The organism is Roseomonas genomospecies 6, from assembly GCF_008365375.1.
In the GTDB taxonomy this organism is placed as follows: domain Bacteria; phylum Pseudomonadota; class Alphaproteobacteria; order Azospirillales; family Azospirillaceae; genus Azospirillum.
The window spans coordinates 97440-109374 of sequence record NZ_QOKW01000022.1; the positions used below are offsets into that span (position 1 = coordinate 97440).

The 11935-nt window shown below is 65.1% G+C and carries 19 protein-coding genes; 5 read left to right on the forward strand and 14 right to left on the reverse strand.

The annotated features are described in order from the left end of the window. Nucleotides 1-82: 82 nt before the first annotated feature. Nucleotides 83-433 carry a hypothetical protein gene (locus DS843_RS22985; RefSeq protein ID WP_149471165.1) on the reverse strand — a complete coding sequence of 117 codons (351 nt, stop codon included), beginning with the start codon at nucleotides 431-433 and terminating at the stop codon, nucleotides 83-85. Nucleotides 434-549: 116 nt separating this feature from the next. On the opposite strand from DS843_RS22985, the gene DS843_RS31335 reads away from it, so the two are divergent. Both DS843_RS31335 and DS843_RS31340 read left to right on the forward strand, forming a co-directional pair. Continuing rightward, entirely contained in the window at nucleotides 550-753 is a 204-nt protein-coding gene (locus DS843_RS31335) for a cytochrome b/b6 domain-containing protein (protein WP_167525425.1), read from the forward strand. A gap of 17 nt (nucleotides 754-770) precedes the next feature. Beyond that, entirely contained in the window at nucleotides 771-1124 is a 354-nt protein-coding gene (locus DS843_RS31340) for a cytochrome b/b6 domain-containing protein (protein ID WP_167525426.1), read from the forward strand. 22 nt (nucleotides 1125-1146) lie between these two features. On the opposite strand, the gene DS843_RS22995 is transcribed toward DS843_RS31340, so the two are convergent. The 7 genes from DS843_RS22995 to DS843_RS23020 form a co-directional block, all read right to left on the reverse strand. Next, nucleotides 1147-1626, reverse strand: coding sequence for a hypothetical protein (locus DS843_RS22995; RefSeq protein WP_149471167.1), 480 nt, complete (start codon nucleotides 1624-1626; stop codon nucleotides 1147-1149). A gap of 49 nt (nucleotides 1627-1675) precedes the next feature. Then, the gene (locus tag DS843_RS23000; protein WP_149471168.1) at nucleotides 1676-2101 is read right to left on the reverse strand and encodes a diheme cytochrome c; all 426 of its coding nucleotides are present in this window, start codon (nucleotides 2099-2101) and stop codon (nucleotides 1676-1678) included. Between the two features lie 11 nt (nucleotides 2102-2112). Continuing rightward, nucleotides 2113-2619 (reverse strand): flavin reductase family protein, encoded by a 507-nt coding sequence (locus DS843_RS23005; RefSeq protein ID WP_149471169.1) that lies wholly within the window; start codon nucleotides 2617-2619, stop codon nucleotides 2113-2115. Nucleotides 2620-2633: 14 nt separating this feature from the next. Beyond that, entirely contained in the window at nucleotides 2634-3062 is a 429-nt protein-coding gene (locus tag DS843_RS23010; RefSeq protein WP_149471170.1) for a DUF1924 domain-containing protein, read from the reverse strand. Continuing rightward, nucleotides 3059-3595 (reverse strand): hypothetical protein, encoded by a 537-nt coding sequence (locus DS843_RS23015; protein WP_149471171.1) that lies wholly within the window; start codon nucleotides 3593-3595, stop codon nucleotides 3059-3061. The genes DS843_RS23010 and DS843_RS23015 overlap by 4 nt, the downstream gene beginning before the upstream one ends. A 27-nt stretch (nucleotides 3596-3622) precedes the next feature. Then, nucleotides 3623-3760 (reverse strand): hypothetical protein, encoded by a 138-nt coding sequence (locus tag DS843_RS31345; protein WP_167525427.1) that lies wholly within the window; start codon nucleotides 3758-3760, stop codon nucleotides 3623-3625. Between the two features lie 104 nt (nucleotides 3761-3864). Beyond that, complete coding sequence (locus DS843_RS23020; RefSeq protein WP_149471172.1) at nucleotides 3865-4251, reverse strand: cytochrome c maturation protein CcmE domain-containing protein; 387 nt, start codon at nucleotides 4249-4251, stop codon at nucleotides 3865-3867. A gap of 342 nt (nucleotides 4252-4593) precedes the next feature. Here DS843_RS23020 and DS843_RS23025 point away from each other — a divergent pair, with 342 nt between their 5' ends. After that, the gene (locus DS843_RS23025) at nucleotides 4594-5334 is read left to right on the forward strand and encodes a hypothetical protein (protein WP_149471173.1); all 741 of its coding nucleotides are present in this window, start codon (nucleotides 4594-4596) and stop codon (nucleotides 5332-5334) included. A 69-nt stretch (nucleotides 5335-5403) separates the two neighbouring features. On the opposite strand, the gene DS843_RS32080 is transcribed toward DS843_RS23025, so the two are convergent. Beyond that, nucleotides 5404-5697 (reverse strand): hypothetical protein, encoded by a 294-nt coding sequence (locus DS843_RS32080; protein ID WP_167525428.1) that lies wholly within the window; start codon nucleotides 5695-5697, stop codon nucleotides 5404-5406. Between the two features lie 512 nt (nucleotides 5698-6209). Here DS843_RS32080 and DS843_RS32085 point away from each other — a divergent pair. Beyond that, nucleotides 6210-6569, forward strand: coding sequence for a transposase (locus DS843_RS32085; protein WP_353618373.1), 360 nt, complete (start codon nucleotides 6210-6212; stop codon nucleotides 6567-6569). A gap of 28 nt (nucleotides 6570-6597) precedes the next feature. On the opposite strand, the gene DS843_RS23040 is transcribed toward DS843_RS32085, so the two are convergent. The 5 genes from DS843_RS23040 to DS843_RS23060 all read right to left on the reverse strand — a co-directional run bounded on the left by DS843_RS23040 (nucleotide 6598) and on the right by DS843_RS23060 (nucleotide 10162). Next, entirely contained in the window at nucleotides 6598-6975 is a 378-nt protein-coding gene (locus DS843_RS23040; RefSeq protein ID WP_286192270.1) for a helix-turn-helix domain-containing protein, read from the reverse strand. Between the two features lie 757 nt (nucleotides 6976-7732). Next, nucleotides 7733-8959 (reverse strand): hypothetical protein, encoded by a 1227-nt coding sequence (locus DS843_RS23045; RefSeq protein ID WP_149471177.1) that lies wholly within the window; start codon nucleotides 8957-8959, stop codon nucleotides 7733-7735. A 27-nt stretch (nucleotides 8960-8986) separates the two neighbouring features. Further along, a complete protein-coding gene (locus DS843_RS23050) occupies nucleotides 8987-9472 on the reverse strand; it encodes a bifunctional 3,4-dihydroxy-2-butanone-4-phosphate synthase/GTP cyclohydrolase II (protein ID WP_149471178.1) in 486 nt (161 codons plus the stop codon). Nucleotides 9473-9493: 21 nt separating this feature from the next. Further along, complete coding sequence (locus tag DS843_RS23055; RefSeq protein WP_149471179.1) at nucleotides 9494-9856, reverse strand: LysM peptidoglycan-binding domain-containing protein; 363 nt, start codon at nucleotides 9854-9856, stop codon at nucleotides 9494-9496. 18 nt (nucleotides 9857-9874) lie between these two features. Beyond that, the gene (locus DS843_RS23060) at nucleotides 9875-10162 is read right to left on the reverse strand and encodes a hypothetical protein (RefSeq protein WP_149471180.1); all 288 of its coding nucleotides are present in this window, start codon (nucleotides 10160-10162) and stop codon (nucleotides 9875-9877) included. 667 nt (nucleotides 10163-10829) lie between these two features. Here DS843_RS23060 and DS843_RS23065 point away from each other — a divergent pair. After that, a partial coding sequence (locus DS843_RS23065) for a S1C family serine protease (RefSeq protein ID WP_149471181.1) occupies nucleotides 10830-11935 on the forward strand: 1106 nt, incomplete at its 3' end.

Consider the following 11935-nt stretch of genomic DNA (forward strand, 5'->3'; position numbering starts at 1 on the left):
GAGTCAATGCTCGCCAGTTCGGCGGCAAGAGGTCGCCGGGCATCCAGCTGAGACAGCTAAAACGAGTGTCTGAGCAACATTCTCAATTCCGCAACAGCTTGTTGCAAAATTGAAGAACGGCATGGGCGGCACTGTCGAGCGACACGCCGCCGTCGCGCGCCTTCGACGCACGCGAGCCTGAGCTGATGCGCCGGAAGGTGTGCCGAGGCAATTCCGGCACGGCCTCAGGATCGACCACCTCAACGACGCCATCGGCATCCGCCAGGTCGGCCAGGCGGCTCGCCGCTTTGCCCGCCCCGCTCAGCCGCCACATGTCGCCCATCGCATGCTGGTACTGCGCGTTGATCGCGGCGCAGGCATGCGGATCGGCGCGCAATTCCGACCAGATGAAAATATGGCGGATCAATGGGATAGCGCGCCGATCGGCGCCCAATGTGGACGCCGATCCACAGTCACCTACCCGATTCTGCCGCCCAGCGTCGCCACGACACCACGGCCGGAGCCATGATCGGCGGCCTGTCGCCATCCTCACAAGAAGGGACGGAACCCATGCCCTACGACCGCGTCACCTGCCTCCTGCACGCAGTGATCGCCTGCGGAATCACCCTGCAGATGCTGTTCAGCCTGGTCATGGTTTATCCCCGACCGGGCCGGCTGCCGAACGCCTGGTGGGAGGTCCACGAGATCGCGGGCCTGCTCCTCGTGGCGGCCCTCGGGCTGCACTGGGTCTGGTCGATCGGCCCACCGCCGTGAAGGGGACACCCTTCCTGTTGATTCCCTGGTTCTCCACCGCGCGTCTGAAGGCTCTGCGCGACGATCTGGTGGCTACGGTCGCCGAGATCCGCAACGGCCGTCTTCCACGGTCCGCCGAGCCCCGTCCTCTGCCGGCGGCGTTCCAGGGACTGGGTCTGCTGCTCGCCTCCTTCCTGGCCGTCACCGGCTTGGCTATGTTCTTCGGCATGGCGGCGGACGGGGCGATGAGACCGGTCGTCGGCGCGCTGAAGGAGGCCCACGAGGCCGCCGCTCCGCTGATGTGGGCCTACCTCGTCATCCACCCGGCTCTGGGCATCCTCCACCAGCGCGTCGGTCATCACAGCCTGTCACGGATGTTCCGGGTCGGCTGACGGTGACGGGCTCCGGTTCGCGTCAGTGGCCGACCGGCTCCCAGCCCGGATGGTCGAAGAGCGCGCCGTATGCATCCAGCGCCTGGAGCACGCGCATCGCGCCGGACACCCGCCCACCGTCCGATTTCAACCCGTCGATCCCCTCAAAGATGTCCACCAGAATGAGGTGCAACTGGGCGTCGGCTTCGGGAGGCAGGCGGCAGTTCCGGACGATGCCGTCCACCTGCTGCTCCAGCGTCGCCGTCAGCGAGGCGTATTGGGCTGGGGTGTAGGTGGCGTTATGGACGGCGCCGAGGGATTGGGTGATCGCCTTGCGTATCGCCGCCATGCCTTGCCGGAGGGGCTCGTCAGTCTCCCATTTTCGTCCCTGGTTCAAGGATAGCTCCAGGGCCCCGGCGGCATGACCGTCGTGCGACGACAGGGCGGCGAGCGCCGGGCCGACCGCACCGAAGATCAGGGCGGCGCCGACCAAGGCGCCGGTAGCGGTGGTTTTCGTGGACATGACGTATCTCCTTGTGCATGTGCGTGATGGAGCATGGCCTGCGGGACGGTCAGTCGTCCTCGTAGAGGCCCTTCGCCGCCTCGCGGTGGCAGGCCTCGCAGTTGCCCTTCGAGGCGACCGCCGGACGCTTCCAGATGGCCGGGTCGAAATCGTGCTTGCGCTGCCACCAGCGCTGGTTGGTGATCCGGAGGAGCTGGCCGTCTCCGCGGCCGGCGTTCCGCGTCAGGTCGGCGCGGATGGTCGCCACAGTGTCCGCCGGTAGGCTGGCGTTCTCGCCGAAGTGGTCCGCCAGCCCGTCCATGATGCGGTTCCAACTGGCCGCCGGCAGCAGGCCCGGCTGGTAGGCCATGTGGCACTCGCTGCATTCCTTCAGCGTCGCCGCGTCGGTCACCGGCGCCACCCGCTCGAACTCGTTCGCCAGGGCGGCACCCCCGATCAGCAGCAGGGCGGCGGTGGCACCGATCACGACGCGCATGGCCGGACTCCTCAGGATGCTGTGGCGGACGCCGGCTCGCGGTGCAGCTCGGCGTAGCGGCTGGCGAAGAACAGGAGCGGTGCCCCGTCGCGGTGTTCGAAGCGGTGCACGCGGCCCAGGACGACCACGTGATCGCCGGCCTCCACATGACAGTGTGTGGTGCACTCGAACTGCGCGAGGCAGTCGGGCAACAGGGGCTCGCCGCTCAGACCGGGCGTCCAGTCAATCCCGGCGAACCGCTCCTCGCTGCGCGACGCGAAGCGCGTCGAGAGATGGTGCTGATCGTCGGCGAGCACGTTCACGGCGAAGCGGCTGGCCTCGCGGAACGCTGGCAGGCTGGCGGAGGACCGCATCAGGCTCCACAGCACCAGCGGCGGGTCCAGCGACACCGAGCTGAAGGAGGTCACGGTCAGGCCAACCGGAGTGCCCGCCGGGGTCAGCGTGGTGATCACCGCGACCCCGGTGGCGTACCGGGCGTAGGCGTCGCGCAGCGAACGGAGATATGGGTCGGGAGACATCGGGAGCGTCCTTTCTATTGGCCGGCCAGGAAGGTGATGAAGTCGCCCTTCTCGCGGGCGGTGCAGGCGCGGCCGAGGACGTTGACGCAGTCGCGTTCGAAGCGCTTCTCGACCTCAGCCGGATCGGTGAGCCGCTTCGGGTTGGCCGAAACCGCCATCGGCTCGATGGCTCGCCCAGTGCGGTAGTGGCGCCCCGGCCCGGCGGGGTTCTGGGTGTGGCAGCTGGCGCGGGCCGGGGTTTCGGCCACCTTGCCGCCGCTGTGCGGGCCCAAGTAGAGCGCCCAACCACGGTCGGCGGAGAAGTCGGTGAAGCTTGGATCGGCCTTTTTCGCCTCGGCGGCGTAGCCGTCCAGGATCTTCGTGCGGTTTGGGTCGGCGGTGGCCGCCAGGGCGATGCCGGCGGTGGTGGCCGCGACTGCGGCGAGGACGAGAAGCAGTTTCATGGGGTCACCCGATCGGAAAGGGTGGAGCGCTGGGTGGTGCCGCGGGACGGGACCACGGGCGTGAGCCGCTTCAGCCCATGCAGCCCGAAGACCAGGGCGACGTGGGCGATGACGATGTACAGGGCGAACTCGCCGAGGGTCTCGTGCAGGTCCTCAAACTTCACGACAAAGTCTGCCACCGCTCCGGAGGCCGCCGCTAAGCCGACGCCGACGAGGAGGGCTGCGGCCATCCAGGCGATCAGCGGGCTGCGCTCGGGGCGCGCCTTCGGATCGCCGCTGACCAGGCGCTTCACCCAGTGCAGTACCGGACCGGGCGATGGCCGGGGAGGGCGCAGCGGGCTGCCGGCGGGAGCCAACAGTCCGATCACTACGCGCAGCACGATGGCGGTGAGCGCCGCGTAGCCGGTGAAGACGTGCATGCCGTAGGTATCCTCGTCCCCGGTGAGGTAGGCGACGACAAACGCGCCTGAGAGGATGGCGTGGAACGCCAGCAGCGCGATCATCTCGGCGGCTTTCGGCTTTCGGGTGGCCATAGCGGTGTCCGTGATGGAAGGCGCGGTTCAGTGATCCAGCCTGCCAGCAGCGGCCCAGAGCCCGGCGACGCTCGACGGGCCGTCCACGGTCGCTTGGTAGGCGGTGGCCAGGGCGCCGATAACGAACACGGCCGCGAGGGTGTGGACCATCATCGTTTTCAGCATGGGCGGCGCTCAGGCTGGGGACGATAGGACGTTGACGGCTGGACATGCCCGGGACGGCGCCGGGTGGGGGTTCGCTCCACCCCACCCGTGTCCCGGGGGCGCGGTCAGTCATTGTCGGCGTAGTGGCGGGGGCGATCCGGGGACGCGTCGCGGCCGAAGGAGGTGCCGTCCTGGCGGATGATCTGGTCGGCCCGGATGCCGCCTTGCCGGATGTTTCCGACCACGGTGATCTGGTCGCCGGACTGGATGCCGTCCGGCAGGAAGTGGTGGCTGGTGACTGGGATCTCCTTCTCCCCGTCGGAGAGGACGAACGATGTCGCGGCGACGGTGCTGACCGTGCCGGTGACAGTGCCGCCGCCGGCCTCGACGACGGCCATGAGCGCCTGCGGGCTGCTCGGCTGGAACGCCTGGGCGCGGTGATGGTCGCCGGCGGAGGCGGCGCCGGAGAGCGTCAAGAGGCCGAGAGCGGCGAGGGCGGTGGTCTTGAGCATGGCTTCACCTGTGGTGCTGGGGAGCGCCGATGCGCTCCATGACCGGCACTCTGCGCCACGCGGCCTGAGGCGAGCCTGAACGGCAGGTTCAGCCCGCATTCAGGATCGCGGCGCAAGGGGGGGGTACCCCTGTGCTCGGGGCTGTGCGGACGCGGCCCACGGCATCCGGTCGAACAGCGCGCTAAATCACTAGGGAACAGCGTCAGTGGGGCGCCGGGCACCGTCAGCCGGTGGCCTCGATGGAGGGGGGCGCGGTTTGGACGGAGGAATGGCACACGCAGACAACCCAGCCGCTCCGGCAAGACGACGTCAATCCGGGCGGACGACAGAACGGAGGACGTCATGAATGGCAACGCCTTGCTTTGGCTTACCCAGCCGATGCTGATCCTGACCTCGCTCGCGGTGTTCGTGGTGATCCTTCACGCGCTGCTGGTGTATGCGCATCCTCTCTCCGACAACGGCTGGCGGCGCGCGGATTACCTCTGGCTGGCGGGGGCGGTCCTGTCCTTGCTCGGGATGAGCGCCGAGGCCCGGCACCAATGGCTTGAGTTACGCAAGCCGATCTCCGAGCAGCTCCACTTGGCGTCCGTCGATTACCTGAGGGACAGCTTCCTGGTCCTGCGGATCTTCCCGTGCCACGTCGAATTCGGGAGGGCCGGTTTGACAGGCGGCGATCAGGCCGGCCGCGTGAACCAGTATGAGGCGTACTGCCGGTGGCTCACCGAGACGGAGCAGACTATGGACCGTCTGTTCCGGACCCGATCCAAGATCGATCTGGCCCTGTTTGCGCGGGCCGAGGCCTTCTCCGATCTGCCCGGGGTCGCTGAGACGTTGGCCAGGCTGACCAAGATTGCAGCGGAATACAACCGGACGCTGGACGAGCTGAACCAGTGGGCTTCTCTTGAGTCCTCCGGCGCCGAAAGCCTCGTCAAAGCCATCTCCCCCATTCTCCTGTCCTTCGCCCTGGCCCTGCGGATCACCAAGGTTACCGGCCAGATCCGCAACCAGGAGCGCGGAGCAAGCCCGCCGGATGGCGGGGTCCGGACCACAGCGGCCCACGGCGCGGCTGGCTCCGGCGGCTGATCCGGTGTTTACGGACGACGGCGGGCTGCCCGCGGGGGGTGCTCGCCGGCGTTACCGCGGTGCCTCCATTCAGCGCAAGTTCAGCGATGCGGCGTCATGCTGTCGTCCAAGATCACTCAATGACGGGTGACCGAACGCATCACCATTGACTGGTTCGAGCGTTATGGCCGTCGGGTCGAGGAATATCGGCTGCCCAAGGGGGAGGCCGCCCGCGCGGATCTGGCCGAGCAGATCGGCCGCGACGGTCACCAGATCCTGGCCGCCGTCTACGCCGCGGACGCTCCGGTCGGCTTGCGCGCCCTGCCAGCGGTCCAGGCACTGCGCCGGACCTGGGTTCACCAATTCTACACCGAAGAGGATCAAGTCCGCTGGCGGACCGCAACCGAGTTGCCGCCGGCCGGCCGGCGGCATGATTCGCCCTATGACGTGGAGGCGCACTACGGCAACAAGCGCAGCGCCACCTGGGTCGGGTACAAGGTCCATTTCAGCGAAACCTGCGACGCCCAAGCGCCCCACCTGATCACCCATGTCGAGACCACGCTGGCGCCGGTCAGCGACATCGACCGCACGGCGCCCATTCACGCGGCCTTGGCGGCACGCGGCTTAGCGCCTGCGGTGCACTTCCTCGATGCCGGCTATGTCGATGCGCCGTTGCTGATCGCCAGTCAAGCCGAGCACCGGATTGAGATCGTGGGGCCGGTCCAGCCCGATATCAGTTGGCAGAACAAGACCCACCAAGGTTACGATCTGGGCGCATTCACCATCGGCTGGGACGCCCAAACCGTGACCTGTCCGCAGGGCCAGACCGCCACATCCTGGTGCCGAAGACGGACCGCTGGGGCAATGCGATCATCCACGTCAAATTCCCCTTCCGGGTGTGCACCACGTGCCCGGCGCGGGCGCACTGCACCCAGGCCAAAGCCAGCCCACGGAACCTCACCTTCCGGCCGCGCGCCGAGCATGAAGCGCTTCAGGATGCTCGCCGCCAGCAGGAAACAGAGGGCTGGCGCCGTCGCTACGCGGCTCGGGCCGGGATTGAGGGAACGCTGGCCCAAGCCCTGCAACTCTTCGGCCTGCGCCGATGCCGGTATATCGGACTGGCGAAGACCTCCCTACAGCACGTCCTGACCGCCGCCACCCTCAACCTCGTCCGCTTGGAGGCATGGTGGACGGACCGGCCCCTGGCGAAAACCCGCGTCTCTCGTTTCGCGGTTCTTGGGCCATCCGTCGCGTAGCCCCGGAATTCGCCAACAGTGTCCGCTGCTACTCAGATCCCTTGTCCCGATCAGGCGAAAGCGACTTCACCAACGCGAAGATCTGGTCCCGGACAGTTTCAGATTCGATTTCATTGTAGTGCCGGGCAAGATCAAGAATCCGGCGCGACAGCGGAAGACCATCGCTGGTTGTCAGCGGAGTCGCCACGGTGCCTTCCGGCATATCATCGAAGAAGAAGGATATCGGAACATCAAGCGCCTGGGACAGGCGGACGAGCATGGATGCACCGACCCTGTTGGTCCCTTTCTCATATTTCTGGACCTGCTGGAAAGTCAGGCCAATAGCTGCCGCCAGCCTCTCCTGGCTCATGCCGAGCAGTGTGCGCCGCAGCCGGAGGCGCTTGCCGACGTGCCGGTCAACTTCCAAGTCCAGATCGGCACGCCTGCCCCGGCCCCGCCTCTGTGGCGGTTCCAGGCTATCCGTTTCGGCTGCGGCCGGTCTCTCCACCAACACGCCCCCAGGCTGGGCCGCCTTTCGACCGCGGGACGCGGCGCCCTTGATGTCCGAAGGCTTCCAGTTTGCGTGAGCCATGACTGCTTTTGAAATTCTATCAGAGACTACGATGTCTAGCAGACAACTCTTAAATTCTCCAGTCAAGGTGAAATCTGGAAATAGGTTGTATTTGAAATTTTCATACGGCAGGTGCGACGTAAATTACGCTATGCCAACGTAACATGGAGAACAATATGCTTTCCGAAGGCCTCCATTGCTTTCGCGGCTTCCTCGAACACACCACGACGAATCGGCTTCAGCACAGCCTCCCATCAATAACCCGCTGCCAGCGGCGGGTTATTGAAGTGCACATTTCGGCGAAAAGCGCCTGGGCGGAACGGTCATTCCTTCCATCCGTTTCGGCGATTTCTACCACCCGTAAAAGTGGTGGAGCCGGGATTCAAACCTGGATTGTGGATCGGCGCGCGATTCCGGCCAGGTGAAATATGGCAAATCAACGGAATGGCGCGCCGATCGGTGTCCAACATGGACACCGTTCCACATGCGGCACCGCGGGAAATCCAGCTGACGAAGAACGGTGCCCCGACCTACCCCACCAGATCCATCCGTGCAACAACGCAACCCCAGCTGTTATCGTGACAGTGCTGCTGGGAGCGGCTTGACAACATCGTTAGCGGCCGTAGAACGCAGCCGGCAAAATGGCCGCCGTGTCCGCAGCACGGGTCGTGCTGGGTGCCTCGTCGTTGGAATGGATGGCTTTCAGGACCCCGTGGGGGTCAAACCACAGCGTGACCGAGCTGGCCACGCCAATGTTGGCGATCAGAACACGGTTCCTGGAGAAGCGGTAGGTCAGTTCGCGGGTGTCATCGGGCCAGTGGTGATCCAGACGGGCTGGACCGAGAGTGCGGAGTGTGTTCGCGAGGGTGGACCGACCGATGGTCAATACGACCGTATTGTCGATTTGCGCAGCGAAGGGGGCGGCATTCTGAAAAACCAATTGTGGCTGAACCCTGGCAATCGGCTTTCGGGCGGGGAGGTGGATTTTTTGCACATAGGACGCTTTGTCGCCGGTGCGGTTCGCCGGAGGCGCCTGCGGAGCGGCGTTGGGAAACGTGGATGGTAGACAGAACCGCTCCTCGAACATCGATCGTGAAACGGTTCCGCCTTGGCACGCACGCCAGCACATCGCATTGAAGCCGCTGATGCGGCTCGGGGCAAGTTCGCTCAGGCGGCGGTATTCCCGGGCGCTGGCGTCCTTCCAACGATCCATGTCTTTGATGCACAGGCCCGTGTTGGCGCAGGCGGACGAGAGCAGTTTATAGGCTTTGGTGCAGTCCGCGCGTGACAGGTTGGCTTTCGCCTGGGAGGACAGGGGAACAGGATTTGTCCGCCGAGGATCTTCCTGAGGAACCGGACCCGCCTTCGGGCCAGGCTCTGTCTGCGCTACTGTGAGCACGGTCGGCACGGGCGGCGGCGCGGCGTGCGAGGACTGTCCGCCGGGGGTGACGGGAACGGGCTCCGGTGGCTCCGTTTGAGGCGGGTTGGGCCGTTCCGCCAGCGTTGCCTCCGTCAAGGTGGAGGAGCGCTGATGGTCGCGGAAATAAGGAAATGCCGTGTAGAGGCTAAACGCCGCGGTCACCCCAAGCGCTGCAAGCGCATACCGATTGTGGAGCGTCCGAGGGAAGACGATGCTCCGGCGAGTGGCCGTGTCCTCATGAGTGGCATCAGGGTTTGTCGCTGTGTCATCGATCTGGCGCGGGTCGTCTTCGTGCGGGCTGGCACCGTTTTGCCGCGATGCATCCTCCTGGGGTAAGCTGTCGCCGCCGGGTGCGCCTTTCTGGCCCGCCTTGTTGTTGCGGCGGCGCGTTTTGCCGGGTTGAGAGGCTTCGTCTTCCATGTTCGACGGCATCGCTCGACAACCTGATTATGACGACTGACGAGCAGGGTTGAGCGCCACCGGCTGTATTCTGCCATTTGCATCAACCAGGCGCGGGAGCACCGTCACCTTGTGGACAGGCAGATCAGTGAAGCTTGAATAGTAGCGGTTGGTGCGGAACGCCATGCGCTCCACTTGGTTCTTGTGGCTGAAGAAAAAATGAATGGTGTCCACCAGTTCCACGCGCGTTGAGCCGTCCGGCAAACGGCTCTCCGCTTTCACGGCCCGGAACGGAAACGTGTAAACCGCCTCGGTCAAATTGCTGTAGCGGTCAAAGCGCGGACCGGTCTGGGGATGGCCGAGCATGGCAAGGACATCGCTTTTGTTGGCGCCGAGCGGAAAGACGTACGACGGCTCGATGACGCCGCGCACCGGCTCTGGCGTTGCACAAGCGGCGGTGAGGAGCGTGGCTGCCAACACCGCCGTGGCGCATGACCTGTGCCAATGAGAACGAAGGACAGCAATCTCAATCATGCGAATCGACCAACGCCCCAGTTACGAAACCGGAAGACCCACCATGGTCCCCGCCGGAAGCCATGCCCGTGGGCTGAGGTGCGGGTTGAGGCGGACCAGGTCCGCCAAAGACACGCGCACGCGGCGCGCGACGTCCTGCAAACGCCCACCCTGTTTCACCTGGTAAAAGCTCCGCACGCCGGGAGCAGTCCCCGGTGCATAGATGACGGGAGCGGCCACCGTCGCGGTCGGAGCCGCGGCTATCGTGGGCGCAACCGGAGCAACGACCACCGCCGCCGGCGGTGTGGTCATCGGAGAGGAATACAGCACCACCTGCGCCTGTGCGGCCTCAGCCGCACAGGCCGCGAGCAGCGCCGCGGCGATAACTGTAGCCGATCGGATCATGCTGCTCCCCTGATCGGATTAACGGACGTGATAGACCGGAGCCGTGTAGGTCGGCACCACATAAGTCGGCATGGACACCACAGGCGTGGCCAGCACAGGGGCGGCCACTACGGGGGTCGCAAAGACCGGTGCGGCCACCACGGGGGCCGCCACAACCGGCGTAGCAACGACCGAAGTCGTGACGACCGGCGCCGCGACCACGGGGGTGGCGACAACGGGAGTCGCGTAATAGACGACCTGGGCCTGCGCGGCACTGGCCATCAGACTCAGGACGGCGGCGACAGCCGGAACGAGCGCTTTAGCCATGGCTTACTCTCCTCTGTTCAGGGCTGGTCAGCATCAGCGGACGTAGTAAACCGGCGAGGCAGCGACCGGGGCCGCAACAACAGGGCTCGCCATGACCGGGCTGGCGACAACCGGAGTCGCCATGACCGGGCTGGCGACAACCGGAGTCGCCATGACGGGAGCCGCAACAACAGGGGCCGCCATGACCGGAGCCGCAACGACCGGGGACGCCATGACCGGGGTCGCAACGACAGGGGTCGCCATGACCGGGCTGGCGACAACCGGAGTAGCAACCGCCGGCATGCTGGTCACGACTGTGCCAGAGGTGGTGCATCCACTGAGAGCCGCAGCAAGGGCGAAAGCGGTGACGATCGCTAGGCGCATTTCCAATCCTCTTTAGGTTGTTTTTTTGGTTACCCCTTCTAGGCAACCATTTTGTAGGGTCATCATCCCATGGAGTTGGCTTACGCGCAAAAGGAATCAACAATTCAATTTTTATTAACCATCAACAAGCGCGTTAGCAATCTCGGGGGAAGGATAGTTATCTCGGCAGATCAGAAGGCTTACTCATCCAGGTTTTGCGCTCCTGACTTGAAGAAACCCGTCGCCTGTCTAATTCCGGAACGCTGGGCAAAAATTTCCACAAACCCCAGCAGAAGTTGCCGACAAGACGTGTTGCGGTGCGTTGATGGAAGAGGTGGCGCGCTTGTTTTTGCCCTTGCTTCGCTTGGGATTCCCGGCGCGGCCGGTCGGCTGTGGCAACTGGCATCGTTTTTGTTTGCCTGCTCCCAAGGAGGTGCCCGCTATGCAAAGACTTGCTCTGCTTGCGATGGCCATCGCACTCTCGCTCCCCTCTTGGGAAGCCGCGGCGACGAGTTGTGGTCCAATTGATCTGAAGGAGTTGGAATCACGCGTTCGAGGTTCACTCGCTGTTGAAATCGCGATCCAGACTCCAGTCGGACGACCCGCCCATGGCACCGGCATCATCTGGAATGAGCGCGGCCACATCGTGACCAACGATCATGTGGCATCCGCTGGCGACCAGCATGTCGTCAGACTCCCCAACGGAGAGCAGCGTTCGGCGCGTGTGGTGGCCCGTGCGCCGAACCACGACCTCGCCTTGTTGCTGGTCGATGGCTCGCTTCCGCCGCCTGCGCCGCGCAAGACGGCGGCGGCCTTGCGCTCTGGCGAGGCGGTCCTAGCCATCGGCAACCCTTTCGGGCGCGGCCTGTCCATAGCCAGTGGAAATGTCTCCGGCTTCGACCGCGATGTTATCACCGCTCCGGAGCGGCGGCTGACCGGGATGATCGAAACGACGACTCCCTTGAGTCCAGGGAACTCTGGAGGCCCTTTGCTCACTTGCCGCGGGGAAGTGGTCGGCATCAACACTGCGGCCATAGAGCCGGGCCCAAACGGTGCGCGTCTGGGCTTCGCCATTCCCATTGATCAAGCCGTCCCGGTGGTTGATCGTATGCTGCAGGTGAGCAGCAGCCTCGTAGCCGCGGCGCCGAGTGACACGCACACGGAACGGCCTGGCCTGGGTCTTTACGTCGTTCCAAGCGGAGCGCGAGCCTTGTTGATCCAGAGTGTCGTTCCTGGCTCTCCGGCAGCCCGTGCGGGAGCCATGCCCGGAGACGCGATCATTGGGGCGAACGGGCGCGTCGTGTCATCTCCGGCGGACCTGCAGTCGCTCGTTCAAAAAGCCGGCAACGGAACGGTCGCGATCCTGCGCATCGTCAGATCGGGGGCACAACTGGACATGGCAGTGCAGATCAGTTCCATTGTGTTCGCCTC

Bases quoted from the DNA above. Each gene is read 5' to 3' on its own strand.
- DS843_RS31335 (WP_167525425.1), top strand. From the start codon at position 550: ATGCCCTACGACCGCGTCACCTGCCTCCTGCACGCAGTGATCGCCTGC.
- DS843_RS22995 (WP_149471167.1), bottom strand. From the start codon at position 1,626: ATGTCCACGAAAACCACCGCTACCGGCGCCTTGGTCGGCGCCGCCCTG.
- DS843_RS23000 (WP_149471168.1), bottom strand. From the start codon at position 2,101: ATGCGCGTCGTGATCGGTGCCACCGCCGCCCTGCTGCTGATCGGGGGT.
- DS843_RS23005 (WP_149471169.1), bottom strand. From the start codon at position 2,619: ATGTCTCCCGACCCATATCTCCGTTCGCTGCGCGACGCCTACGCCCGG.
- DS843_RS23010 (WP_149471170.1), bottom strand. From the start codon at position 3,062: ATGAAACTGCTTCTCGTCCTCGCCGCAGTCGCGGCCACCACCGCCGGC.
- DS843_RS23015 (WP_149471171.1), bottom strand. From the start codon at position 3,595: ATGGCCACCCGAAAGCCGAAAGCCGCCGAGATGATCGCGCTGCTGGCG.
- DS843_RS31345 (WP_167525427.1), bottom strand. From the start codon at position 3,760: ATGCTGAAAACGATGATGGTCCACACCCTCGCGGCCGTGTTCGTTATC.
- DS843_RS23020 (WP_149471172.1), bottom strand. From the start codon at position 4,251: ATGCTCAAGACCACCGCCCTCGCCGCTCTCGGCCTCTTGACGCTCTCC.
- DS843_RS23025 (WP_149471173.1), top strand. From the start codon at position 4,594: ATGAATGGCAACGCCTTGCTTTGGCTTACCCAGCCGATGCTGATCCTG.
- DS843_RS23045 (WP_149471177.1), bottom strand. From the start codon at position 8,959: ATGGAAGACGAAGCCTCTCAACCCGGCAAAACGCGCCGCCGCAACAAC.
- DS843_RS23050 (WP_149471178.1), bottom strand. From the start codon at position 9,472: ATGATTGAGATTGCTGTCCTTCGTTCTCATTGGCACAGGTCATGCGCC.
- DS843_RS23055 (WP_149471179.1), bottom strand. From the start codon at position 9,856: ATGATCCGATCGGCTACAGTTATCGCCGCGGCGCTGCTCGCGGCCTGT.
- DS843_RS23060 (WP_149471180.1), bottom strand. From the start codon at position 10,162: ATGGCTAAAGCGCTCGTTCCGGCTGTCGCCGCCGTCCTGAGTCTGATG.